This window comes from Nocardia sp. GP40, from assembly GCF_050434125.1.
In the GTDB taxonomy this organism is placed as follows: domain Bacteria; phylum Actinomycetota; class Actinomycetes; order Mycobacteriales; family Mycobacteriaceae; genus Nocardia; species Nocardia albiluteola.
Genome location: NZ_JBNPVW010000002.1, coordinates 51,678 through 75,795 on the forward strand (window position 1 = coordinate 51,678; position 24,118 = coordinate 75,795).

Consider the following 24,118-nt stretch of genomic DNA (forward strand, 5'->3'; position numbering starts at 1 on the left):
AGATCGGTCTTGAATGCAACGGCGGCTGAATACTGGCTCTGGCCCACTTTCGAACTAGGGTCGGCTAGCTGTCGCATGTAGCGACTGTGAACTCGATCCGAGACTGTGCGGCATTCCGGACAGGCAGCGGATCAGATACGCGAGGACGTCGCGAAAGTGCTTGCACCCCTGGGTCTTCGGTTATCCGAAGCCAAGACGCGGGTGATGCACATGAGCGATGGGGTCGACTTCCTTGGGTTCCGCATCCAGTGGAAACGCAAGCGAGGCACGGACAAATAGCACGTCTACACCTTCATCAGTGACCGGGCCGTCCGGACACTGAAAACAAAGGTGCGGGCGCTGACGAGCAGACTGTCGCAACAGTCGCCCAGGGACATATTGATCCAGCTCAACCGGATCATGCGCGGCTGGTCCAACTACTTCCGGCATGCGGTCGCCAAACACACCCTCGGCAGGCTCGAAACCATCGTCTGGTGGCGAGTTGTCCGATGGTGGAAGCGATTGCACCGCTGGAGATGGAAGGATATCCGCCGACACCTCATGGGCCGCAACGGTCAATGGAGGAAACCGTCAGCGGACGGGATCGAACTGTTCAACCTCGCTGCGGTGCCGGTCACTCGATACCGATATCGCGGCAACACGATCCCCACCCCCGGGGACACGGTCAACCGCGCCTGACAGCAGACACCGTGGAGAGCCCGGTGCATGGAGACATGCACGCCGGGTTCGGCGAGCGGCTCGCAGAAACGGACCGGTGGCCAACACCGGCACCGCGCTGCGAGCCGACTGAACCATTGAAATCATCCCTCCGAGCGGACCGATACAAGGGACATCGACTCTTCCCATACGGTGGACAGTGCCATGGCCGCGTCGTCCCACGTCGGCAGCGCCCTGGCGACCGCGTGGGCACGCCCGGCGAGTCGCTGCCGTTTCTGCGGATCGAGCAACAGCCCGGAAATGGCGGCGGCGAAGCGGGCGTCCGTGTCTGCGACGACAACTGCGTCACGTGCCGACTGCGGAAAGCCCGCCAAGGCTTCTGGCGCCGCCACGATCGGGCATGCGGTTTGGAACGCCTCGGAGAGTTTTATCTTGATGCCGCCCTGCATTCGCACCGGGCAGACGAAGACGTCCGCGGATCTGAGGTATTCCGCCACGCTCGCGACTCGGCCGACGAGTTCCACGCCTTTCGTCTGCCGAGCCAGGATGCTCAGTGACTCGTCGGCCCCAGCGCCGACGAGACTGAGGCGAGCGTCGGGGACGAGCTCCAAGACGCGCGGCCAGATCGAGGTCAACAGGCGAACGGCCGCGTCATGCGTCGGCGTCCACGAGTAGTTGCCGACGAACACCACTTGCACCCCGCCGGCGTGGCTCCGCGGCGGCGTCACGCCGACATGATCGAACCCGCAAGGAAGCAAAGCGCTGTGGATGTCCGGAGCGTCGCGACGCATGATCTCGAGGTCGTCGACACTCACAGCGCCGCAGATCGTCGCTCGCCGCCAGGCCTCATGTTCGAGACCCTTGATTTCATTCCAGCCGACCGAATCCGGATTGCCGAGTTCTTCGCACGCCTTGTCGAGGAGATATTCGATGTTCTCTTCACACAGAACGACAGGTACATCGACATCCGGGAGGTGTCTCATCATGAAATACCCCTCGACATGGATCGCATCGATACCGCCCGCGGCAAGTCTGAGCTCGAGGGCGGGCCGCAATATGGCTGATCGATAGCTTGCGACTCTCTTCGGCACCCGATGCTCGTAACCCTCGGTAGCCGCCGTACTTCGAGCAATAGTCACGTTCGCGCAGTACGGGAGCAGCAGGCCGGCATTCTCCCGGTCCCGCTCGAAATGGTTCGTCAGGACGACGAGTTCGATCGCGAAGTCGCGGCTCAGTCTCTTCAGCGTCTCCGCTTCCCGTAACTGGCCACCGCTATGAGCAGGCATGGGAAGTTGATTCGTGAGGTAGAGAATCCGAAACCGTCCCGAGTTCACACTCCCCTGCAACTCAAAGTAATCCTGGCAGTCCTTTTCGCGATTAAAACTCACCGGCGCACAGTAGCACTGATACACTTTTCATCGTGATGCATTCCTTCCCGGCCATGGAGACTCCTTTGTCGCGAACTACTCTCAACAATGGCCGCGCTATGCCCATGTTGGGCTTAGGGGTGTCCGGGATGTATGGCGAGGACGCGGTCCGCGCCATAACCTCGGCCCTCGCCATTGGTTATCGGCTCATCGACACGGCCGCCCTTTACGACAACGAAGCGGCTGTCGGGCAAGCGGTCCGCGAAAGCGGTGTCGACCGCGCGGAAATATTCATCACCACCAAGGTCAAGAATCTACACCAAGGCTATGACAGTACGATGCGGGCGTTCGAGGCGAGTCTGAGCAGGCTCAATTGCGATTATATCGACTTGTATTTGCTGCACTGGCCGAGCCGTTCACATAGAAAAGAAACGTGGCGGGCGCTGGAGACGCTGTACAGGCAGAAGGCGGTCCGAAGCATCGGCGTCTGCAATTATCCGGTCCCCCTTCTGGAAGAATTACAAACCTATGCCGATACGGTTCCGGCGGTAAATCAGGTCGAATTCAGTCCGTACCTCTACTCCGAAGATCTGTTGCGGTGTTGCCAGAGCCTGGGGATTCACCTACAGGCCTCCTGTCCGTTGGCGCAGGGCAAACGTCTCGACGACCCCAGGCTCACCGCGGTGGCGGCGAAATACGGCAAAACTCCGGCTCAAATCATGCTGCGCTGGATCTTGCAACATGGAGTTTCGGCCATTCCGAAGTCGAGCAACGTACGTCGCTTGCACGAGAATCTCGACGTTTTCGATTTCGATCTGCAGCCGGACGACGCCGCCCGGCTGGATCGACTCCACGAGGGCCTCAGAATATTCGACGACCCGATGGACTACGTTTAGTCGTGCAGTATATGCGGTGCGGTGTTCGCTGCCGGGTTCCTGACGAAGAGGCAGTGGCTCATTTGGAAGAGCCAGTCGGCATCGCCGAACCGGCGATCCCGATACTTGAGCCGCATTGTCTCGAGTCGGTACCCGAAGCGATTCAGGAGCGGCACAAGATCCAGGCGCGCTCCATCAGTGCTTCGAAATGCGCTCACGTCGTTCGGCACGAGGAAGAGGTAACGTATGTCGTGATCTGCCAACAGGCCGAGCCACCATTCGACGGCCGAGCCCGGGCACTCCGGAAAACTGTGAATATTGATCGCTACGTCGATACGAGTCGACGAGAGACGTGAAGCGATGTCGTTGAGCGGGACGACCTTGTCCGCCCCCAGCCCGCGATGAGCGAGGTAGAACGAGCTCAGTGCGGTAGATTCAGGGATCCCATCAGAGCAGATGTACCCGGCCTCGGGCGCCACCTCGGACATCCTGTGCCCCAGTCGCCCGTATCCGGCCCCGATGTCGAGAAACGAAAGCGACGAGAGGTCACCGAACTCCGACCTCAGAAAACCCAGCTCTGCAACGGAATCGAGGAGGTCTCGGCTGACCGGTCTGCCATCGATCGGCACGCAGTGGGCGCCGAATGCACCGTCTTCGGTGCAGCGTGCGAGCAGATCTCCTTCGTTGTCCGCCAACCATCGGTAGGATCGCTCATACTCATCGTTTCCGATGTTCGCCCCGGGGCCATAACTCTGTTGCCACAGATAGACATTGTCCGCGCGGAAGTTTGTGGGGTCGATACCGGTCGCGACGTACTCGCGTGACCACAAGGACGTTGCAGAAGCAGGGTGGCCGGCATAAAGCTGCCGTAGCCGAGAGACATTCGCCTCATAATCAGCGATTGGCGTCGCCACATCTGTCATTTCCCTAGACCTCCAACCGCTAGCCGATCAATATCCTCAATTCTTGCGTCGCCTCCGCGACATGTCAAGGGACACAACGTAATTGGAAAGTCGACGGTCGACCGGTTCTCGATTCCGCAGCCGACAACTCATCGGCAAGCCGTACTGATGGTGTCGGCGAGGAATCGCGACATCGCCAGAATGGTCAGCGCCGGATTGGCCGCTCCCGGCCTGACGAAGTTGCCGGGTCCGGCGAGATACAAGCCGGGCATGCCTTCTACCTCCAAGTGGCGCGTTACAGTCAACGGGCCGTCGAATCCGATTGGATGGCTGCATGCCTCGTGCTCGAATGATCCATAGGGATGGCCGAACCACGCGAACGTCCCCGCTAGCCGCTGCTCTGTGACAGCAGAGTACGCGTCATCGTATTTGAGCAGTGCGTCCTCGGATTCCCGTCTCGTGACGTCCTCGGGTACACCTTCCGCGATCTGGTCGATAATTCGCCTTATCTGGCGCTTCACCTCCGTCACACGCGCTCTGTCGTCGGTCGACAGCTTGCCGGTCACATATGTGCGCGGAGCGTGCCCGCCTTTGCCCGGAGTGGCCGTTAATTCGCTATAGTCCACTCGGCCGCGTCCCTGCTCTATGACGGCGAAGATCTCCACGAACCGGTCGCCGTTCGGCAACGGCGCCCTCTCTTGCACGAAGATGTTGGAGCCCGTCGATGGCAGCGGAATATAGCCGGACCAGAGCATGCGGTGGCGAAATGTGTCCAACTCGTTGCCGGGCGGCAGACGAAGGAGCGCGCCGGCGCACAAGTGGTCGGTGATGTGGGTCGTCAATTCCTGCTGTAGCGTCTGACTTAGGAGCGTGACGTTGGAGATTGCGGACGCCGCTAGGACACAGTATTGAAAATCACTGCGCGTGTAGGCGTTGCCGCATTCATCGATGAGGTCGATTGACCACGACCCGTTCGCGGTTCGCCGGAGTCGCTGCGCCGCGGCTCGGGTGATGCGCAAACATCCGCCCGCCTCCGTCAGACGAAGCGCCGGCTGAAGCGGAGAGTATGCCCTGAAGCGTTCTGAACGAGCATCGAAGTATGCAGCCTGAGGAACGTGCTTCATCCCGAGGCGAACAGCAGCCGGCGAAAGCGAGCGAGGCCGAAGCTCGGGAAACTCGGCGACGAGGCTCGTGCGGACTTCACCATAGGCCCCTTCCCGACCTGTGAGCAGGTGAACCCACTCGCGCGGCCAGTCGGCAAGAGCAGACGAGTCTATCTCGAGAAGAACCCCGTGATAGCAAAGCGATCTTCCACCCAGTCTTTCGGTGAGTCCACCGCCTGCACCCCAATCGACGCCGGTCCATCTCCTCGTTTTCTCGTCACCCGAATAAACCGAGGTGTCCCAGTCGATGTGTTCGCGGCGGAGGAACGGACCGCGCTCGAATACCTCGATTTCCAGGCCCGGGCGAGAAGCCAGGGAAGCTGCGACCTCCAGACCCGCCATGCCGCCGCCGACGATCGCCACTGCGACGCTCAAGCTTGCCCCGAAAGTTGAGAGATGCCGAACACCCGCTGAGTGGCTGTCTTCGCCGCTGCGGCGTGCTCGAACGGATCTCGTTCCCAATACTCGGGCCGGAAAAGCTCGATACTCGCCAGCCGGTCGTAGCCAATGCCCTTCAACTCGTCGGCGATCCGCTCGAGCTGCAGAATGCCCGACCCGGGCAGCAGGCGGTGAGCGTCCTGCAACTGCGCAGCGGGACGGTCTTCGCAATCGCTGACGTGGAATACGAAAAGCTTCGACGCGTCGATGCGCCGCAGCGATTCCAGCTGCGACCCGCCGACATGGAAGTGGAACGTGTCGATGACGAGGCCGACCTCGGGGCGATCCACCTCCGCCACGATCTCCCAAGCCTTGTCGAGCGTGCGCACCGAGGAATCGGGGAATCCCAGGAACTCGAAGGCGATCTGCACGCCGTGCGCGGCGGCGATGTCGCCGAATGCCCGCAGCACCGCAACGGTTTCGGCTTTCACCTCGTCGTCGGCGACCCCCGCGGGACGTTTCCCCGGCACCACCACGATCGTCTCACATCCGATCTGACCGGCGATGGAAGCGTACTCGCGCAACATATTTTCGCCACTGGCGAAGTCCTTGCCGGCGTACGTCGTCTTGTCCACGGCGTTGATGCTGAGCGGCGTGACTCCGCTCTCGCGAAAGCGTTCGGCCAAGTCTTGGACCGAGTTCCGCTGCAGGTAATGCGGTAGTTTCGCACCCCAGATCTCCAATAGCGGAAAACCCACTCGCCGGGCGATCTCGATATCCGTTTCCAGGTCCACGTTGATGCTGCTGGCCCCGTTCCAACTCAATTGCACAGAACGCTTCCTCCACGATCGGGCTACGGTACCGCCGGCGCCGGTTGGTGCACCCGCATCTCGTCACGCACTTGCGTTCGAGGTTTGGAGCGGTTCAGCAAGCACGCCAACGACATACGTGTCGCCGTATCTGAATGTGCTTGCACCACACCGTGGCTCGGCGCGCGGCAGGTCGAGTGAGCGGGATGACCTTGACGACCGATACGGTACAGACTCGAGCGGCAGGCCGTCGAGCATTCCCATCGATGGCGGTCCTGTAGCAATTCGGTAGTGTCGCTAGGGATCCCGGACCGAGGCTGGACCAACTTCGGCTGGAGTTCCACGGAGGCCATGATTCGCCATGCCTGACATGAGCATTCTCAAGAACCAGAACTTCATGCTGTTGTGGTCGGGCAATGCGATTACATTCGTCGGCACTTGCGGCGTCCGCATCGCCTATCCGCTGATGGCGCTGACCCTCACCGGCTCGCCGGTCGCGGCGAGTTGGGTGGGGTTCGCAATGACGCTGCCCAACTTCATCTTCCAGGTCCCGTCAGGTATCGCTGCGGACTACCGGAATCGCAGGCAAACCCTCGTGAAGTGCCAAAAGTACGGGTTGATGGCAACTCTGCTTGCGGCGGTGGTGGTCGTCGTGACGCCCCCGGGCCTGACGCTGTTGCTCATGGTATCGGCATTCGTCGAGGGAGCCGCACAGGTTTTCTTCGCCACCTCCGAGTTGGGACTGGTCCGTGACATCGTCAGCGTCGAAGAGCAGCCGGCGGCCTTCGCGCTCGTCGAAGCCGAGGAGTCGATCGCAACCGTGGTGGGCCGAGGGTTCGGCGCCGTCGCTCTGGGTGCTGCCCGGAGTCTGCCGTTCCTGGCAAATGCCGCGACCTATCTGTACGCTCTCTGGAGCCTGTCGAAGATCAGATCTGCGCCACAGGAGGAAGTCCACGGCCCGAGTATTTGGGATTGGAGCAGTGCCCGGTCAGGCATGCAGTTCCTGCGGGCCGATCCGTTCCTACGGTCCATCGCCGCCATCCTCACGGCGACGAACTTCATCTTCGAGATCGTCGTATTGCTGACGTCGATGGACATCAGGAACGGTGGCGGCCCGGTATGGGAAATCGGCGCCGTATTGGGAGCCCCGGGCCTGGGCGGCATAGTCAGCGCCGCCCCCACGATGTGGCTCGCCCGTCGGGCCGACACGAAGATCGCGCTCACAATCACGCTCTGGGCGTGGTTTCTTATGCTTGTAATCATGGCGATGTCCCCGACCCCGGTGATGCTCGCGATTTCCCTTGTCGGCATCGGCGCCTTCTGGACGTTCTCCAACGTTGCGATGACCCTGTATCGGGTGCGCGTCGTTCCCGAAGCCATGCTCGGCAGAGTTGTCGGCGCCACGATGCTCGTGCAGTGCTCCGGCATGGCCGCGGGCTCGTTGCTCGCGGGGTACATCCTGTCGATGTTCGGCACCTCGGCAACAGGCTGGCTGCTGGTCGGCGCCATGCTGATACTGGCCTTGAAGACACGTCGCCTGGAGGAGCCCGCGGCGGGTCTCCTGAAAGAGGCCACGCCCGCCGTTGCGCCCACAGCGGCGGCCGCTCACCGCACACCCTGGTCACCCAAACCCCGTGCATGACAAGCGAAAACACTAACTACTCGGCCTTGGCGGAACCTCAGGCAGTGCCCAGCAGCGTTTGACATGGTGGCACGTAGACGAACGCGGTCGCAAGTGTTAGCTAAGCGTTCAAAGGGGCCGCGGCCTGGTAGTCGATTCGTCATGTCGTTTGCCAACATATTGCAAACGACAGCTCCTGCATCGCATCGAACCTGCCCCGCCGGAGACCTCGCCCATATCCGGATATCAACACACCAACGCCTGCAACGCCTTTCAATCACTACGTTGGTGTGCGCCGCGCAGCGGCGCACACCAACTCACGTCACTTCTGAAACGCGGCCTAGTAGGTGTCTGGTGTCGAATGGCCCCTTGTGCGGGTCGGGCGAGATCGCCGGACCCGCACAAGGGTCTTCGGCTGGTGGATGAGCGTAGCGGCTGAGAGTTGTTTCTGGTTGCGCTGGTGGTGATTTGGTAGCGGCCTGTTTCTCTTTTCGGGGGCCGTTGCCGGTCAGATGGTGACGGTGGTCCAGCTGCCGGTGGTGTGGGTGCGTCCGAGGACTGCCAGGCGAGCGAGGTTGACCGCAGAGCGGCAAGCAGGCCGAAGTCGGCGCCGATCTTGTCCCGGCCCCGCATTCGGGCGCGGCGACCACCGTGCCGGCGCCGCATCAGGTGCCCGATCTTGCGTTCGACCTTGGGCCGGGTGGCTCGATAGTCGGCCTTCCAGACCGGGTCGTGCTGACGCTCGCGGCCGGTGACGAGGTATTTCTCGTGGGCGCCGATGGTGATCGTTTCAGTGACCTGCGCGAACGATGTTCTCGATATTGCGCTCTGCCAGCGCAGCGATGGTCAGCGACGGATTGACCGTGCCGGTGCTGCCGGGCACCGCCGCGCCGTCCATCACGTACAGGCCGGGATGGCCGATCACGCGGCCGTAGTTGTCGGTCGCCCGCCCGAGCACCGCGCCGCCGAGCGGATGGGCGGTGAACACCGCGTTCGCGTCGTACCCGAGCGCGGTGTATTCGACCATCGCACCGCCGCGCTCGGCGATGCGGTGCTCCACGGCGCGACAGGCATCCACGATGCGGTCCTGCGCCTGCCGCGGCCAGCGCAGGCCGACCGCATTGCGTGCGCGATCGAAACCGAAGCGCGCGCGGGTCGTGTCGAAGGCGAGGCCGAGCGAGGCCAGCGCACCAGTCTCCACGGGTACCCCCGGGATGTACCAGCTCTCCAGGGTCAGCGGCATACCGGATCCGTCGAAGATGCGGCTGGCGCTGGGCACGCCCTGGCCCAGGCCCGCGAGCGAGCTCTCGCCCCGGGCCAGCACCACATCGCCGTTGGTGCCCCAGCCGTCGCCGACGTGCTCGTTGAGATGCGGCAGCGCCCCGGTGGCCTGGGCGCGCACCAGCAGCTCCGACGTGCCGACCGAGCCGGCGCCGAGGAACAGGCGGTCACAGGTGAGGGTTCGGGTGCGCAGCACCGCACCGGTCGGGTCCATCTTGGTCACCGCGACCACGTAGCGCCCCTTGGCATCCTGCGCGATGGAATCCACCCGATGGCCCGCGAAGACCGCCGACTTCCCGGTCTGCTGGGCGTATTTCAGATAGTTCTGGTTGAGGTCGAACTTCGCGCCGTTGGAGTTGCCCAGATTGCTGCGGGCCGAGGTCCCCGAAGGCCTTGTGGCGCCGGACAATTCGCCGCGAATGATATTCCAGTTGAAGATCGAATCGCTGGCCTGCGGGGTGTAGCCGGCCTTGCGCGCCTGCTCGTCCCAGGCCCGCGAGTGGGTGAAGGGCGCCGAGTGGTAGATGTCGGCGGGCATCGTGCTCAGCCGCAGCATCTGGCGCACCCGCGGGTAGTAGACCCGGTCCATCTCGCCGAAATCGACCGTGCCGGTGAAGATCTGGTCGAAGAACCGCTGCGGCGGGGCCAGCATGCAACCGGTGAACACCACCGAGCCACCGCCGACCGCCGCGCCGCGCCAGACGTCGATGCCGTCGAACGAGGTCACATCCAGCACGCCGCCGAAGTCGGTGAAGTGCATCGGCACCTTGGTGACGCCGGTGAATTCGGTGCGATGCCAGAAGCCGCGGCCGTCGGGCAGGTCGTCGCCGGTGAAGATCTCCCGCCGGGGATCGTTGGGCCAGCGCAAACCGCGCTCGAGCACCGTGTTGGCCACCCCGGCCTGCGCCAGGCGCAGCGCGGTGACCGCGGCGCCGAAGCCCGACCCGATGATGATCGCCTCGGAGTGCTCCGGCGGATCGGGAAGGGGCGCAAAGATTTCCGGCACCCAATGCCGGAACAGGTCGTTCCATACCGGATCGGCGGTCGCCGGACCGGCGCCCGTCACCGCGCCTGCCGCGGTGCCCGTGGCACCGAGCAGCGCCGCCATGCCAGCAGCCTTTATCAGGGCGCGTCTGCGCACGCGGCCACCTCCCTAATCACGCGTTGCCGCGCGCGAGATTACCGGGTGGAGGGCAGCCCCTCAACCCTGGAGGGCGGAACCGCTCAGGCGCGCAGGCGTTCACGGCGGAGCTGGTCGACCTCCAGCAGGTCCAGGGGGGCCAGGGTGTCGATGCGGAGGGCGCGCTGCAGCAGCAGGTCGGCTAGTTCGGGATTGCGGGCCAGCGCGGGACCGTGCAGGTAGGTGCCGATGACCGAGCCCTGCACGACGCCCTCGCGGCCGTCGCCGACGCCGTTGCCGACGCCGCGGGTGACCGTGCCGAGGCCGACCGCGTCCGGGCCGAGGGTCGTTCCGCCGCGGTGGTTTTCGAATCCGGTGAGCGGGTCGGACAGCTCGGAGAGCAGCGGGGTGGTGGTCACCTCGCCGATGGCCCGCTCGGCCTGCGGGGAGGTGGTCACGTCGATCATCCCCACGCCCTCGACGCGTTCGCCGCCGGAGGTCTCGTACCAGTTGCCCAGCACCTGAATGGCCGCGCAGATCGCCAGCACGGGGGCGCCACGCTCGGCCGCCCGCTGCATGCCGGGATACTGCCGCAGATGGCGGGTGGCCAGGCGCTGCGCCGAATCCTCGGCCCCGCCCAGCAGATAGACGTCCAGGGAGTCGGGAACCGGATCGCTCAGGGTGATTTCGACGATCTCGGCGTCGTAGCCGCGCATCCGCAGGCGCTGCCGCAGCACCACCGCGTTCCCGCCGTCTCCGTAGGTGCCCATCACATCGGGCAGCACCAGCCCGATCCGCACGGTGGATTGCGCTGTCATGCCTGCCCCTCCAGATCGCGGTTCAGATCGCGGAACGCGGTGTAGTTGGCCAGCACCTCCACCTGCCCGGGCGGGCAGGAGGCGATGGCGCGCAACGGATTCGGCACCGTCGTATGTTCCACCCCGGCATAAGTGAGGCGCACCGCGAGGTCGGTGGCGCGCTCGCCGGCGGCTACCACCTGGGTGCCCTCGAAGTGTTCGAACCGCACGTCCCACAGCCACGACAGGTCCTCACCGTCGGGCACCTGGCCGTTCACCGCGATCACCAAACCCGTTGCGGCCGGGTCGATCATCGACAGCGCCTCCTGCCAGCCGGCGGGATTCTTGGCCAGCAGCAGGCGGGCGGAGCGCTCACCGACCCGCACGGTGCGGTACCGGCCCGCGATCTCGCGCACCGTCGCCGTGGCGTCGGCGGCCGTCTCGGGCGATACCCCCAGGGCCACCGCCGCGGCCACCGCCTGCGCGGCGTTACCGCGATTTGCGCGGCCCGGAAGGGCAAGGTGCAGGGGCAGTTTCACGCCGTCGGGGCCGTACAGATGCTCCTCGTCGACCCACCAGTCCGGCTCGGGCCGCTGGAAGTCCGCCCCGGTGCTGCGCCAGTGCCTACCCATCCCGTCGGCTCCGCCTCCTGCCGTCCCCGAAGGCTCCCCCTCCCAGACGATCGGCTCGCCGCTGCGGGGGCAGCTGCTTGCGTCCATGGCCCACCCGCTGCCCGCGGCCACCCACACCACATTCGGGTGGTCGTAGGCGATCGAGGTGATGAGCACGTCGTCGCAGTTGGCGATCAGCACGGCGTCCGGATGCCGAGCCATCCCGGCGCGCAGCTTGCGCTCGATCATGTTGATCTCGCCGACGCGGTCGAGCTGATCGCGGCTCAGGTTGAGCAGTACCACCGCGGCCGGATTCAGCGCATCGCTCACGTGCGGCAGGTGCAGCTCGTCGACCTCGATCGCCGCCACCGGCGCGGCGCGATGCGCCGAGAGCGCCGCCACGATGCCCGCGTCCATGTTCGCGCCGTCGGCCTGCGTCGCCACCGGCCCCAGCGCGGCCAGCGCGGCCGCGGTCATGCGCGTGGTGGTGGATTTGCCGTTGGTGCCGGTCACCAGCACGGTGCGCCGCCCACGGCCCAGCTGGGTCATGATCGTCGGATCGATCTGCAGGGCGATCAGCCCGCCGATCATCGAGCCCTTGCCCCGCCCGGCCCGCTGCGAGGCCCATGCCGCGCCCGCCGCCGCCCGCAGCGCGAGCCGTCCGCGCATCGAGATGTCTGCCACGCGGGGAATCCTATCCGCGATCGGCCGCGTCGGCGTTGGGCGGGGGACGAGGCGGACATGCGATTGCGGGCCGGTCGCGCGCGTGCACCCACCTGGCTCCGAGTACCGCTCGGCGTCGGCAGGGTGGGGCGATCTCAAGATTTTTACTACTTGCCCCACCGGAAAGGAGTATGTACTTTCCAGGTAAGCAAGTAGTCGATTTGGGGAGAATGATGAACGAGCACAAGGACAGCGACACGACCGAGCAGCAGCGAGCGCGGGAGGCGCTGGCGATGATGCGTGAGCATCGGGAGCGAACCGAGCGGGCCGCGGGCATGCCGATCTGGATCTATCCGGCGATGTTCGTGCTCAGCGCCGGAGCGAGCGCGGCGAACGATTTCGTGGACCTCACCGGCACGAAGGTGATCGCGGCGGTGATCGCGCTGGTGCTGGTGGTGGTGCTGGGTGTGCGGATGTTCACCGGAGCGGCGCCGCTGAGCCTGGTGCGAGGAGTGGCCGCCCGCCAGAGCCCGCCGAGCATGCGGGTGCGGGCCACGATCCTGCTGATACTGGTAGCGGGGGTATTCGTGATCGCGCGGTACGGCACCGGCCTGGGCCAGTCGCTCGCCGACGCGCTGGGGGTACCCGGGTATCCGCACACGGTCACCGGTGTCACGTTCGCGGCGGTAGCGACCGTGCTGTTCGCCCTGAGTCAGCGGTTCATCGCGGCGTCCGGGCAGCGCTCGAACCGATGAGTGGACCGGAACTGGACCGGCTGCTCTCGGACCCGACGCGGCTGGCGGTGATGTCCGTGTTGTCCGCGGCCGAGTGGTGTGATTTCGGATTCCTGCGCGATGCGGTCGGGCTGTCGGATTCGGCACTGTCCAAGCAGCTGACCACGTTGCGCAAGGACGGATACCTCGAGCAGCAGCGCACGTATTCCGGACGGGTACCGAAGACGACCGTGCGCGCCACCGATCACGGACTCCGTTGTCTGGCAACGCATGCCGAGGCGCTGCAGGCGATCCTGAACCGCGCGGGCACAACCCGGCCCGAACGGCAATAAGACCGTGTTGTCAGTACAGCATCTTCCGGTAGGTCTCCGGCGAGTAGTGGTTCTCCAGCTCCTCGAGGGACTCGGTGACGTTGACCTGAATCTCCTTCGTCAGCGCCGCAGCGCTGGGCAGCGTGTCCTCGGGCCAGCCCTCGGGCTGCCACAGGCTGCTGCGCATGAAGGCCTTGGCGCAGTGGAAGAAGATCTGCTCGATCGCGACCTCGACGGCGAGGATGGGGCGATGGCCCTTGACGATCATGTCGTCGAAGTACGGGGCGTCGGTGAGCAGTCGGGCGCGGCCGTTGACCCGCAGGGTCTCACCGCGACCCGGAATCAGGAAGATAACGCCCACATGCGGATTGGACAGAATGTTCAGATAGCCGTCGGCGCGGCGATTGCCCGGACGCTCGGGGATCGCGATCGTCCGGTCGTCGAGCACCTTCACGAATCCGGCCGGATCGCCCTTCGGGGAGGCATCGCAGTTGCCCTCGGCGTCGCTGGTCGCCAGCACCACGAACGGCGAGGTGGCGATCCACTCCCGGTCGCGCGGATGCAGTGCGGGACGCTCCTTGGTGGCGACGCGATGGTTCGGCTCCCCCAGCAGTTCGCGAAGTTCGGCCGCAGTGGTGATTTCGCTCATGCAATAAATTGAACTGCGCGACAACGCCGGAGGCCAGCAGTTTGTTCAGATCCGGCGACGGCGGTCCCCGGCGCGGACCCCCGTCCCGCTCAGTCCGGGGTCTCGAAGAGGTTCGGCTGCCCCGCGGCGTACCGCGCGATATCGGCCTGACGCATCGGCTCGAGCTCGGCCGCGCGGTACAGCGGGAAGAGCTTGCAGCGCGGGGCATTCGAGCCGACCGTGTCCAGCAGCGCGTTGACCGCGCGACGCGCGGCCTCACAGGCGCCCTCCATGGTGGCCAGATCGATGGTGGTGCGCACGTAATCACCGGCGAGGAAGAGATTTTCCAGCGCGCCGTGCGGCTGCGGGCGCGCGGACCAGGAGCCGACCGTATTGATCAGCAGCGGATCGGCATTGTTGTTGACGCCCCGTGCCGGATCCCAGGTGACGCCCGAATCCAGGAACCACGAATGCAGATCGGCGTCGCGCAATTCGACCTTGCCCGCCAGCGCCGCGCGCAGCTGCGCCCAGACCTCGCGCGCGATCTGCTCGTGCGTGCATTCCCGAGCCGGCTTGCCGAACAGGATTCCGGGGACGTTCCAGTTCGAGACGTCCACCGAGAGGCAGTCCCGCACCGTCCCGTCGCCGAAGCCGGAAAGCGGTGTGCGAGACCAGAATTGATTCTGCGCGATGGAGGTCAGCGACCACGGCGAATCGATGTAGGCGGTATGCCCGCGGGCGATTCCCGCCGGGCGGCGCAGATAGAACTGGATACCGGTCATCCAGTCCACGGTCAGGCGGTCCATCGCCGCCAATTCCGGTTGCACCGCCAGGATTTCGGGCGTCCACAGCCGACGGGCCACGTCGACCGGCACGGCGAGCACGAAATGGTCTGCGTCGACCGCGCTTTCGGTGCCCGCACCGTCGGTGATCCGGGCGCCCGCGATCCGGCGATCGCGCACCTCGAGCCCGCGCAGCCGCCCGGTCTCGAAGCGCACGCCGAGACCGCGCAGGTACTGGACCCAGGGGTCGATCCACGCCCGCGAGGTCGGGCCGTCGAGCAGCCGGTCCAGCGGGCCGTCGTTGCCGATCTCCATCGGGTTGCCCAGGAACTGCTCGCCCATGGTGCCGATGGTGCGGGTACTGGCCCGATCGTCCTTGGCGGCGACCAGCAGCGTGGTCAGGGTGCGCGACATCAGCACCCGGAATTCCGTGGAGCGAGCGCTCGCGCCGAGGAAATCGCGCCACGCCACGTGCTCCCACTGCCCGAGCCGGCGCGCATCGCAGCTGGTGTTGAAGACGAGCAGCCGGTTGACGAAGTGGGACGCGTCGGTCGTCGGCATGCGTGCCGAGGTCGCGATCCCCGAGGCGAGGGTCTGCCGAAAGTCGTCCGGGCTGGCCCACGACCTGCCCCTGCCCATCGGCAGGATGCTGTCCGGGGACCCGTTGCGGGAGAACCGCGCCTCGGGGGCGGCGACCAAGTTGTCCCACACGCCATTGGCGTTGCCCGGGAATGGGATTCGCCGCATCGTGTCCGGAACATGGTGGTAGAAGCCGGGAAAGAAGCGGAAGCCGTGCTCGCCGGGCAGATCCGGACGGCCACCGCGGCCGGTGCCGGGCACCGCGATGCTGCGAGCTTTACCACCCAGGGCCCGGGGTTCGTACAGGGTGACCGCGAATCCCCGCTCGGCCAGCTCATGCGCGGCCGTGAGCCCGGCCACGCCGCCGCCGAAGACTGCGACCCGGCGCGCGGGGGCGGCGGCGGCCGGAACCGGACGCACCGTCAAAGCCCCAGCGGTTACCGCACCCGCGACGGCCGCCCCGCGAAGAACTGCTCTTCGGGAGACGACCCCATACCGTTCTGCCATCTGCTCAGGACCTCCACGCCGGGCAATACTGTAGGCGGTCGATCCGGGTCCCGGAGACGAAGGGTGCGGCAAGTTTCGGACCAACGGTTCCGTTGCCGAGTTACTGCTGGACTGGCACCGCCTGCATGTCCAGGACCGGCGAATCGTTCGGCACCACGGCCCGGCGCCGCCCACCGGAGGTCGCCGCGAACGCGCCCGCGATCACGATCACTCCACCGATCAGCGACGGAGCCGTCGGCCGCTCGCCCAGGAAGGCCCACGACGCGGGGATGCCCACCACGGGAACCATCAGCGAGAGCGGTGCGACCGCGCCCGCCGGATAGCGGCCCATCAGATAGGTCCACAGACCCGAGCCCACCACGGTGGCCAGCACCACCGTGTATGCCAGTGCGGCGAGAGCGGGCCAGCCCGTGGCCGAGAAGGAGGCCGCGAGCGCATGAACACCCGCAGTCGGCCCCTCGATCAGCAGCGACAGCGCGAACAACGGGATCGGCGGCACCACCGCCATCCACAGGGTCAGGTGCAGCGGATCGACCTTCCGGGCGGGATCCGAGGCAGAGCCCGCCGCGGCGAGCCGTGAGCCGATATTGCCCAGCGCCCACCCCAGCCCGCCCGCCAGCGTCAGCAGCACGGGCACCAGCGCGGCGTGCTGGGCCCGGTCCCACCCGATGACCACCATACCGAGTAACGCGGTGGCCAGCCCGAGAATCTTTGTGGCCCCGAGCCTTTCGCGCAGCAGCAGCGAGCCGAGCAGCACGGTGAACGGCGCCGAGGACTGCAGCACCAGTGAGGACAGCCCGGTCGGCATGCCCGCGCGCATGGCGGTGAACAGGAACGCGAACTGCAGCACCCCGAATCCGAACCCGTACAGCAACAGCCACCGCAGCGGCACCCGCGGCCGCGGCACCAGAATCAGCACGGGCACCGCGATCACCGCGAATCGCAACCCCGCGAAGAACATCGGCGGAAAGTGCTCCACCCCGATATGCAGAGCCAGGAAGTTCAGCCCCCAGAGCAGTACGACGGCCAAGCCGAGCAGACGATCACGGTAACTCACACCGCTCATCTTGAGGACGCGGATCTATTAGAACAATCGAATATAAGTGGATTGATACTGTAGTAAAACTGAACAATGCAGGAAGGATCCTTCACCTCCGCCGAGCGGCTGCGGGTGCTGCGCGAATTCGCCGATCGCGGCACGGTCGCGCGGGTCGCCGAGGCGCTGTCGATGACGCCGTCCGCGGTGTCGCAGCAGCTGAAGGCGCTCGCGCGGGAGGCCGGGGTGGCGCTGCTGGAACCCGACGGGCGCCGGGTGCGGCTGACCGACGCCGGCCACGCGCTGGCGATCCGGGCCGATGAGGTGCTCGCCGCGATGGACCGCGCCGCGGCCGAGATGGCGCTGTACCGCGGCTCACCGCGCGGGCAGGTGCGGGTGGCGCTGTTCCCGTCCGGGGCCGCGCTGCTGCTGCCGCACGTGCTGGCCGCACTCGCCGAGAGCGGGGTCGACATCGTCGCCCGCGATGAGGACGTGCCGCCGACCGCCGTGCCACGCCTGCTCGCCGACTACGACGTCGTGCTGACCCATCGCGACGAGCGCGCCGGCTCGATATCCGGGCCCAGGGTCGCCGCACAGCAGTTGATGCGCGAGCCGATCGACGTCGTTGTCGCCCGCGGCCACCGTCTGGCCGATCGCGAAACGGTCACCCCACAGGAGCTGGCGCAGGAGTCCTGGCTCAGCGTGCGCGGCGGCTTCCCCGTCGACGACGTCCTGCGATCGATCGCCACCGTCACCGGCGTCCAACCACGAATTACTCAGCGGCTCAACGATTTCAGCGTCATCGAGGAGCTGGTGGCGGCCGGGCACGGCGTCGCCCTGATACCGCGCCACGCCGTACGCCACCCCGGCCTCGCGGTGCTGCGCCTCTCCGGCGTCCGCGCGGCCCGCCTGTACGACCTGGCCACCCGCCCGCACGCCGAGCGCCGCCCCGCCGTGGCCACGGTGCTCGACGCCTTCCACACCGCCGCGCGCGCGGTAACCGCGGGTTGAATGCGCCGCACTCCATTCCAGCGCTTCGCCGGAATCAGCTGGCGGGCAGCCGATCACGCATTTCGATGATCCGCAGGCGGCATATCGTCCGGCCATATCGTCGAACAGCCCGGCGAATCACCATGATTCGCCGAGCCGTTCGTTATCGCGTTGCGCCCCTATGCGGTTCGCAGCGCTACTGACCGTAGTGATCCGGCCCCGCGAACGGGTCTCCCGGATACGGTCCCGGCTGGCCGGGGTACGGGCCCTGCGGACCGGGGAACGGCCCCTGACCCGGGTACTGGCCCTGGCCGCCCGGGAACTGTCCCGGCTGGCCCGGGTACTGGTTCGGCAGCGGGAACGGGGCCTGCGGAACGTTGAAGCCGAAGTCGTCGGCCACCATCGCCGCCAGCTCCAGCAGGGCGGTGCGGGTCGGCTTGCTCACCAGCTCCAGATCGATCTCCGCGCCCTCGGCGAGGTGGTCGTCGAACGGCACCACCTGCACCGCCCGGGTGCGGTCCAGGAACAGCTTGCGCAACTGATCCAGATCCACCGTGGACGCGCCGCGCCGAGAGGCGTTGACCACCACCACGGTTCGCTCGACCAGCTTGTTGTAGCCGTGATGCTCGAGCCAGTCCAGCGTGGCCGAGGCGCTGCGCGCGCCGTCGATCGCCGGGGAGGTCACCAGGATCAGCGAGCTGGCCATGTCCAGCACGCCCGACATCGCCGAGTGCATCAGACCGGTACCGCAGTCGGTGAGGATGATGTTGTAGAACTGCTGCAGGATGCTGATCGCGCGGCGGTAGTCCTCCTCGCTGAAGGCCTCCGATACCGCCGGATCCTGTTCGCTGGCAAGCACTTCCAGTCGGCTCGGGGCCTGCGAGGTGTGCGCCCGCACGTCCGAGTAGCGACTGATGTTGCGGTCCTCCAGCAGATTTCGGACCGTGGAGCGGGTCTGGCGCGGCACCCGGTGCGCGAGCGTGCCGAGGTCGGGGTTGGCGTCGATGGCGATGACGCGGTCACCGCGCACGGAGGCGAAGGTCGAGCCGAGGCCGACGGTCGTCGTGGTCTTGCCGACGCCGCCCTTGAGCGACAGGATCGCGATCCGGTAGTCGCCGCGAACCGGCTGATTCACCCGCTCGGTGAGCTCCCGGACGACGACATCCGCCGAGGACTCACCCGGATTGATCGCACCACCGGACATCTTGTGCACCGCGCGGCGCCAGCCACTGCGCGGCGAGCGCCGCGCCCGCTTGAGCAGGTTCAGGTCGTTCACCGAATGGCCGGGCTGCCCGAGCTGCTGCTGCATGTGCTGCGGCGTGAAACCCGGCTGCGGCGGCTGCTGCTGCGGCTGGGGAGGCTGCTGCGCCTGCGGCGGTTGCTGCGGGGGGTGCTGCTGCGGGAAGTTCGGCTGGCTGGGCGGACCGCCCCACCCACCGGGCTGCGACTGCTGCTGCGGCGGCGGCTGATACGCCGGGGGCGCGGGTGGCGGCGGCGGGGCCCAGCTGAACTGCTCGCCGCCGTACTGCTGCGGTTCCGGCGCGGGCGCAGCCTGCGGATCCTCGTTGAACACGCGGCGGACCATGCCGTCGCTGCCGATCTCCTGGCGCACCTCGCCGTAGGGCGTCTCCTGGCGCGCCTCACCGTAATTCACCGGTGGCTCACTGAAATTCGGCTGCGCGCCCGCCTCCGGGCCGGGCATCTCGCCGTAGGGCTGCGGCGGCAGATCGCCGAAGTTGGGCGGCGCGAACGACGTCGGATCCGCCGGGCCGCCAGGCGGGGCGAACGGACCGCCCTGCTCCGGCATCGGGAAGCCGCCGGGCGGCGCGAAACCGGGGTTCGGCGCGAACTGCCCCTGCGGCGTGAAGGGCGAGGGCGGCGGGAATCCGCCCATCGGCTGGCCGCCGGGCGGCGGGAACGCGCCCTGGTGCTCCTGCCCGAACTGGTGCTCCGGGAACTGCCCCTCGGGCGGGAACTGCGACTGGGCACCCAGATGCTGTTCCGGACCGGGCTGATGGTCGTGCTCGAACTGCGGCCCGCCCGGGAACGGGGTCTGCTCCATCGAGTCGGGCACCGGCGGGAACATCCCGGATGCCTGCTCCTCCTCGCCCGCCCCGTCGTAGCTCGATTCGGCCGGCTCGGCGTCCGGTGCGGGTTCGTCCACCCGTCCGTCGTTGTGCGGAGCCGCGGTCGGATCGTCGTGCTCGGTGGTCGTGTCACCGCCGTGGCCCTGCAGCCACGGCGGCGAGGTCGAGTTGTCGTTGGTCACGTATCCCCCATCTGCTCGGGAGTTTTCGAGCAGTGAGCTCGGCTCTGATGCTGTTCAACGCTAGCACGCTGCGCGGATGCTCGTGGGTGGCACAGACCTGCGGCAAACCTGTACGGCGGCGAGTTGTCCACGGGGGATATCCAGTTCGGCACGCCACCGTTACGATCTGCGCAAATGCGGCACCGGCGGGTGCGGCAACCGAGTCGAATCATGAACGGACCATGAACGCAACGCAGTTCTCGAGGCCCATGCGGCTCGTCCGCGACCGCATCGGAATCGGCACGATCACCGACTACGGATACGAGACCCCGTGGGCCACCGGAAGAATCGAGTTCCTCGATCCGACCCGCGCCGAGACATGCGAGCAATGCGTCGAATTCGAACGCTGGCTCGCCGAGACCGACGACCTGCCCGAGGACGACGCGCAATACGACGCCGCGTGCGCGCGTGAGGCCGCACGCCGCGGCCTCACGCCCGCCGACCTCGACCTGTTCCACTCCGGCGCCTGGACGATCACGACCGACGACGGGGACATCCACGATGTCCCCTCGCTGGAATTCCTCGGCGACGGCTACGTGCAGTGGCGCTGGTGAGGCGTCAGCGCTGCGCCCGGTTGACCGCGGAGACGACCGCGCGCAGCGATGCGGTGGTGATCGACGTGGCGATGCCCACACCCCAGCTCACCTTGTCCCCGACCGCGCACTCCACATAGGCCGCGGCCTTCGCGTCGTCACCGGCGGACATGGCGTGCTCGGAGTAGTCCAGCACCCGCACGTCGTAGCCGATCGGACCCAGCGCGTCGACGAACGCTGCCAGCGGGCCGTTGCCCTCGCCGGAGATCTCCTGCTCCACACCGTCGACCTTGACCACGGCGTCGATGTGGTCGGTGCCGCCGTCGGTCTCCGAGGCCGATACCTTCTGGCGCATCCGCTCCAGCGGGTTGATCGGGTTCAGGTACTCCTCGGCGAAGACGTCCCACATCTCCTTCGGGCTGACCTCGCCACCCTCGCCGTCGGTGATCTTCTGGATCGCCTGCGAGAACTCGATCTGCAGCCGCCGCGGCAGCACCAAGCCGTGATCGGTCTTCATGATGTAGGCGACGCCGCCCTTGCCGGACTGTGAGTTGACCCGGATCACGGCCTCGTAGGTGCGGCCGACGTCCTTGGGGTCGATCGGCAGGTACGGAACCTCCCAGGTGATGTCGTCCACATCGGCGCCCGCGGCGTCGGCCGCGGCCTTCATCGCGTCCAGGCCCTTGTTGATGGCGTCCTGGTGACTGCCGGAGAACGCGGTGTACACCAGGTCGCCGCCGTAGGGATGGCGTTCGTGCACAGGCAGCTGGTTGCAGTACTCCACAGTGCGGCGGATCTCGTCGATGTTGGAGAAGTCGATCTGTGGATCGATGCCGCGGGAGAACATGTTCATCCCCAGGGTGACCAGGCACACGTTGCCGGTGCGCTCGCCGTTGCCGAACAGGCAGCCCTCGATGCGGTCCGCGCCGGCCAGGTATCCCAGCTCGGCCGCGGCGACGCCGGTGCCGCGGTCGTTGTGCGGGTGCAGCGACAGCAGGATCGACTCGCGGCGGGCCAGGTTGCGGCTCATCCACTCGATCGAATCGGCGTACACGTTCGGGGTGGCCATCTCGACGGTCGCGGGCAGGTTGATGATCATCGGCTGGTCCGGAGTCGGCGCGATGATCTCCGAGACCGCGTCGCACACCTGCTTGGCGTATTCCAGCTCGGTGCCCGTGTAGGACTCCGGGCTGTACTCGTAGCGCCAGTTCGTGTCCGGGTAGCGCTGCTCGATCTGCTTGACCAGCGTCGCCGCGTCGGTGGCGATCTTCCGCACCGCGTCGCGGTCGGCGCGGAACACCACGCGCCGCTGCAGGATGGAGGTCGAGTTGTAGAAGTGCACGATGACGTTGGCCGCGCCCGCGCAGGCCTCGAAGGTGCGCTCGATCAGCTCGGCGCGGCACTGGGTCAGCACCTGGATGGTGACGTCGTCGGGGATCGCGTTGTCCTCGATGATCTCGCGGACGAAGTCGAAGTCGGTCTGGCTGGCCGAGGGGAAGCCGACCTCGATCTCCTTGTAGCCCATCCGCACCAGCAGGTCGAACATGCGGCGCTTGCGGGCCGGGCTCATCGGATCGATCAGGGCCTGATTGCCGTCGCGCAGGTCGACCGCGCACCAGCCGGGCGCGCGATCGATGACCTTGTTCGGCCAGGTGCGCTCCGGCAGCGTGATCGGCTCGACCTCCTCGGCGAAGGGTCGGTACCGGAAGGTCGGCATCGAGGAGTTCTTCTGCTGGTTCCACGCGGGCTGGTCGGCCGGGGCTGGCTTGGAAGGCGCGGTGATGGCGCGCGATACGAAGGCGTCAGCAGGTGACATGCAAATCTCCAAAAGGGTGGGTTTGGTGTATCCCAGGGAATTGGTCGACCGGCACAGCTGAACCCCGCGGCGGGAGCCGGTCCGTATCAGACCCCGTCGCGGCGGCCGAGGAGGAGTGCCCGCTGCATGATGGTCGCGAGTTTACAGGTCCGCGTTCTTCCGAGGGAAGGGTGGTGGGTGCCACCCGGCTGTGTTCACCCACCCCGCCGACTGGCGCAAGCTCCGTCGGCTCACCGTCCCCGGTTATGCGTGCAGCTCCCCCGAGATGAGGAAATCGCGCAATCGGTCCCGGTAGGGCTCGATATCGATGGCCTGGGACTCGAGCCAATCCGCCGCGTAGTACTTATCGATATATCGATCGCCGGGGTCGCAGATCAGCCCGACGACGCTGCCCTCACGACCCTCGCGGGCCATCTCGGACATGATGTGGAACGCCGCCCACAGCCCGGTTCCGGTGGACGCCCCGGCCTTGCGGCCGATCACCTCCTCGAGCACGTGCACCGCGGCGATCGCGGCGGCATCGGGCACATGGATCATCCGGTCGATGGCCGAGGAGACGAAGCTCGGCTCGACCCGCTGGCGGCCGATGCCCTCGATGCGCGAGCAGACCTCGGTGGTGACGGCGGTGTCGCCGTCGCGCCAGCCCGGGAAGAAGGCCGAATTGTCGGGATCGGCCACGCACAGGCCGGTCGAGCGGCCGGTGTAGCGGATAAAGCGCGCGATGGTGGCCGAGGTGCCGCCGGTGCCCGCGGTCGCGACGACCCACGCCGGATCAGGGAAGCGCTCCTGGGACATCTGGTCGAAGATCGACTCGGCGATGTTGTTGTTGCCGCGCCAGTCCGTCGCCCGCTCGGCGTAGGTGAACTGGTCCATGTAGTGCCCGCCGCTCTCGCGCGCCAGCCGCGCCGCGACGTCGTACACCTCGTTCGCATTGTCGACGAAATGACAACTGCCGCCGTGGAATTCGATCAGCCGAACCTTCTCCCGGCTGGTGCTGCGGGCCATCACCGCGATGAACGGGACCCCGATCAGCCGCGCGAAGTACGCCTCGGACACCGCCGTGGAACCGCTGGAGGCCTCGATCACCGGGCGGCCCGGGCGGACCCAGCCGCTGCACAGCGCGTGCAGGAACAGCGAGCGGGCGAGGCGGTGCTTGAGCGAGCCGGTGGGATGCGTGGACTCGTCCTTTAGATACAGGTCCACACCGGGCAACGCGGCGAGCGGCACCCGCAGCAGGTGGGTATCGGAGGAGCGGCGCGCATCGGCGCGCACCTTGGCGATCGCCTCGGACAGCCAGCGCCGGTGCTCCGGATCGTATCGATTGACATCGATCATGCCCGGTTCTGCGGACGTCGTCATGGGCACCTCCGGCGGTTCGGCAACAGGCTGGTTGCTGACGCTTCGGAACGCCACCATCGGCGTACGTGGCCATCGATGGGACTTGCGTCAGCCACTAGCTGCGACCTTACACATCAGCGCAGTCCACGGACCGCGAGGCTGCGGACGGTCTTGCCCACAATTCGCGCACACGGGAGTCGCGACACACGCCGACCGCGATACCTGCCGACGGACGCCCGGACCGGCAAACACCCCGCGTCCCGTGCGGATTCGGTTGTGTCCTTACCGGATTCACAGGTGATCTGCCGAGCG

At 66.5% G+C, this 24,118-nt stretch carries 20 protein-coding genes and 1 pseudogene; 7 read left to right on the top strand and 14 right to left on the bottom strand.

Annotated elements, in window-relative coordinates:
- Positions 1-318: 318 nt before the first annotated feature.
- Complete coding sequence (locus tag ABH933_RS04740; RefSeq protein ID WP_429419157.1) at positions 319-678, top strand: group II intron maturase-specific domain-containing protein; 360 nt, start codon at positions 319-321, stop codon at positions 676-678.
- A 122-nt stretch (positions 679-800) separates the two neighbouring features.
- Here ABH933_RS04740 and ABH933_RS04745 read toward each other — a convergent pair whose 3' ends face one another.
- Positions 801-2,045, bottom strand: coding sequence for a glycosyltransferase (locus tag ABH933_RS04745; protein ID WP_429417925.1), 1,245 nt, complete (start codon positions 2,043-2,045; stop codon positions 801-803).
- A 35-nt stretch (positions 2,046-2,080) separates the two neighbouring features.
- Between ABH933_RS04745 and ABH933_RS04750 the strand changes: the two genes are divergently transcribed.
- A complete protein-coding gene (locus ABH933_RS04750; RefSeq protein WP_429419159.1) occupies positions 2,081-2,920 on the top strand; it encodes an aldo/keto reductase in 840 nt (279 codons plus the stop codon).
- On the opposite strand, the gene ABH933_RS04755 is transcribed toward ABH933_RS04750, so the two are convergent.
- The 3 genes from ABH933_RS04755 to ABH933_RS04765 all read right to left on the bottom strand — a co-directional run bounded on the left by ABH933_RS04755 (position 2,917) and on the right by ABH933_RS04765 (position 6,172).
- Entirely contained in the window at positions 2,917-3,822 is a 906-nt protein-coding gene (locus ABH933_RS04755; protein ID WP_429417927.1) for a putative sugar O-methyltransferase, read from the bottom strand. The genes ABH933_RS04750 and ABH933_RS04755 overlap by 4 nt on opposite strands.
- A 128-nt stretch (positions 3,823-3,950) precedes the next feature.
- Entirely contained in the window at positions 3,951-5,327 is a 1,377-nt protein-coding gene (locus ABH933_RS04760) for an NAD(P)-binding protein (protein ID WP_429417929.1), read from the bottom strand.
- A gap of 8 nt (positions 5,328-5,335) precedes the next feature.
- Entirely contained in the window at positions 5,336-6,172 is an 837-nt protein-coding gene (locus ABH933_RS04765; RefSeq protein WP_429417930.1) for a sugar phosphate isomerase/epimerase family protein, read from the bottom strand.
- A gap of 349 nt (positions 6,173-6,521) precedes the next feature.
- Here ABH933_RS04765 and ABH933_RS04770 point away from each other — a divergent pair, with 349 nt between their 5' ends.
- Positions 6,522-7,793, top strand: coding sequence for an MFS transporter (locus ABH933_RS04770; protein ID WP_429417931.1), 1,272 nt, complete (start codon positions 6,522-6,524; stop codon positions 7,791-7,793).
- Positions 7,794-8,045: 252 nt separating this feature from the next.
- Here ABH933_RS04770 and ABH933_RS04775 read toward each other — a convergent pair whose 3' ends face one another.
- The 4 genes from ABH933_RS04775 to ABH933_RS04790 all read right to left on the bottom strand — a co-directional run bounded on the left by ABH933_RS04775 (position 8,046) and on the right by ABH933_RS04790 (position 12,250).
- Entirely contained in the window at positions 8,046-8,612 is a 567-nt protein-coding gene (locus tag ABH933_RS04775; protein ID WP_429419161.1) for a transposase, read from the bottom strand.
- Positions 8,563-10,194, bottom strand: coding sequence for a GMC oxidoreductase (locus ABH933_RS04780; RefSeq protein ID WP_429417932.1), 1,632 nt, complete (start codon positions 10,192-10,194; stop codon positions 8,563-8,565). The genes ABH933_RS04775 and ABH933_RS04780 overlap by 50 nt, the downstream gene beginning before the upstream one ends.
- Before the next feature lie 83 nt (positions 10,195-10,277).
- The gene (locus ABH933_RS04785) at positions 10,278-10,991 is read right to left on the bottom strand and encodes a type 1 glutamine amidotransferase (RefSeq protein WP_429417934.1); all 714 of its coding nucleotides are present in this window, start codon (positions 10,989-10,991) and stop codon (positions 10,278-10,280) included.
- On the bottom strand, positions 10,988-12,250 hold the full coding sequence (locus tag ABH933_RS04790) for a MurT ligase domain-containing protein (RefSeq protein ID WP_429419163.1): 1,263 nt from the start codon (positions 12,248-12,250) through the stop codon (positions 10,988-10,990). The genes ABH933_RS04785 and ABH933_RS04790 overlap by 4 nt, the downstream gene beginning before the upstream one ends.
- A gap of 227 nt (positions 12,251-12,477) precedes the next feature.
- On the opposite strand from ABH933_RS04790, the gene ABH933_RS04795 reads away from it, so the two are divergent.
- Both ABH933_RS04795 and ABH933_RS04800 read left to right on the top strand, forming a co-directional pair.
- The gene (locus tag ABH933_RS04795) at positions 12,478-12,999 is read left to right on the top strand and encodes a hypothetical protein (protein ID WP_429417935.1); all 522 of its coding nucleotides are present in this window, start codon (positions 12,478-12,480) and stop codon (positions 12,997-12,999) included.
- Positions 12,996-13,310: a transcriptional regulator gene (locus tag ABH933_RS04800; protein ID WP_429417936.1), complete on the top strand. Its 315-nt coding sequence runs from the start codon at positions 12,996-12,998 to the stop codon at positions 13,308-13,310. Before ABH933_RS04795 ends, ABH933_RS04800 begins: the two co-directional genes overlap by 4 nt.
- Before the next feature lie 10 nt (positions 13,311-13,320).
- Here ABH933_RS04800 and ABH933_RS04805 read toward each other — a convergent pair whose 3' ends face one another.
- From ABH933_RS04805 to ABH933_RS04815, 3 genes are all read right to left on the bottom strand, one after another.
- Positions 13,321-13,938, bottom strand: coding sequence for a pyridoxamine 5'-phosphate oxidase family protein (locus ABH933_RS04805; protein WP_429417938.1), 618 nt, complete (start codon positions 13,936-13,938; stop codon positions 13,321-13,323).
- Positions 13,939-14,027: 89 nt separating this feature from the next.
- Positions 14,028-15,785, bottom strand: coding sequence for a hydroxysqualene dehydroxylase (locus ABH933_RS04810; protein WP_429417940.1), 1,758 nt, complete (start codon positions 15,783-15,785; stop codon positions 14,028-14,030).
- A 100-nt stretch (positions 15,786-15,885) separates the two neighbouring features.
- Positions 15,886-16,842: an EamA family transporter gene (locus ABH933_RS04815; protein ID WP_429417942.1), complete on the bottom strand. Its 957-nt coding sequence runs from the start codon at positions 16,840-16,842 to the stop codon at positions 15,886-15,888.
- A gap of 75 nt (positions 16,843-16,917) precedes the next feature.
- Here ABH933_RS04815 and ABH933_RS04820 point away from each other — a divergent pair, with 75 nt between their 5' ends.
- Positions 16,918-17,832, top strand: a complete 915-nt coding sequence (locus ABH933_RS04820; RefSeq protein WP_429417944.1) for a LysR family transcriptional regulator — start codon at positions 16,918-16,920, stop codon at positions 17,830-17,832.
- A 364-nt stretch (positions 17,833-18,196) separates the two neighbouring features.
- On the opposite strand, the pseudogene ABH933_RS04825 reads toward ABH933_RS04820, so the two are convergent.
- Positions 18,197-19,705, bottom strand: a pseudogene (locus ABH933_RS04825) (AAA family ATPase); the annotation flags it as partial.
- A 596-nt stretch (positions 19,706-20,301) separates the two neighbouring features.
- On the opposite strand from ABH933_RS04825, the gene ABH933_RS04830 reads away from it, so the two are divergent.
- Positions 20,302-20,673: a hypothetical protein gene (locus ABH933_RS04830; RefSeq protein ID WP_429417948.1), complete on the top strand. Its 372-nt coding sequence runs from the start codon at positions 20,302-20,304 to the stop codon at positions 20,671-20,673.
- A gap of 4 nt (positions 20,674-20,677) precedes the next feature.
- On the opposite strand, the gene leuA is transcribed toward ABH933_RS04830, so the two are convergent.
- Positions 20,678-22,468 carry a 2-isopropylmalate synthase gene (leuA, locus tag ABH933_RS04835; RefSeq protein ID WP_429417950.1) on the bottom strand — a complete coding sequence of 597 codons (1,791 nt, stop codon included), beginning with the start codon at positions 22,466-22,468 and terminating at the stop codon, positions 20,678-20,680.
- Between the two features lie 243 nt (positions 22,469-22,711).
- On the bottom strand, positions 22,712-23,827 hold the full coding sequence (locus ABH933_RS04840) for a PLP-dependent cysteine synthase family protein (RefSeq protein WP_429417951.1): 1,116 nt from the start codon (positions 23,825-23,827) through the stop codon (positions 22,712-22,714).
- Positions 23,828-24,118: the final 291 nt, after the last annotated feature.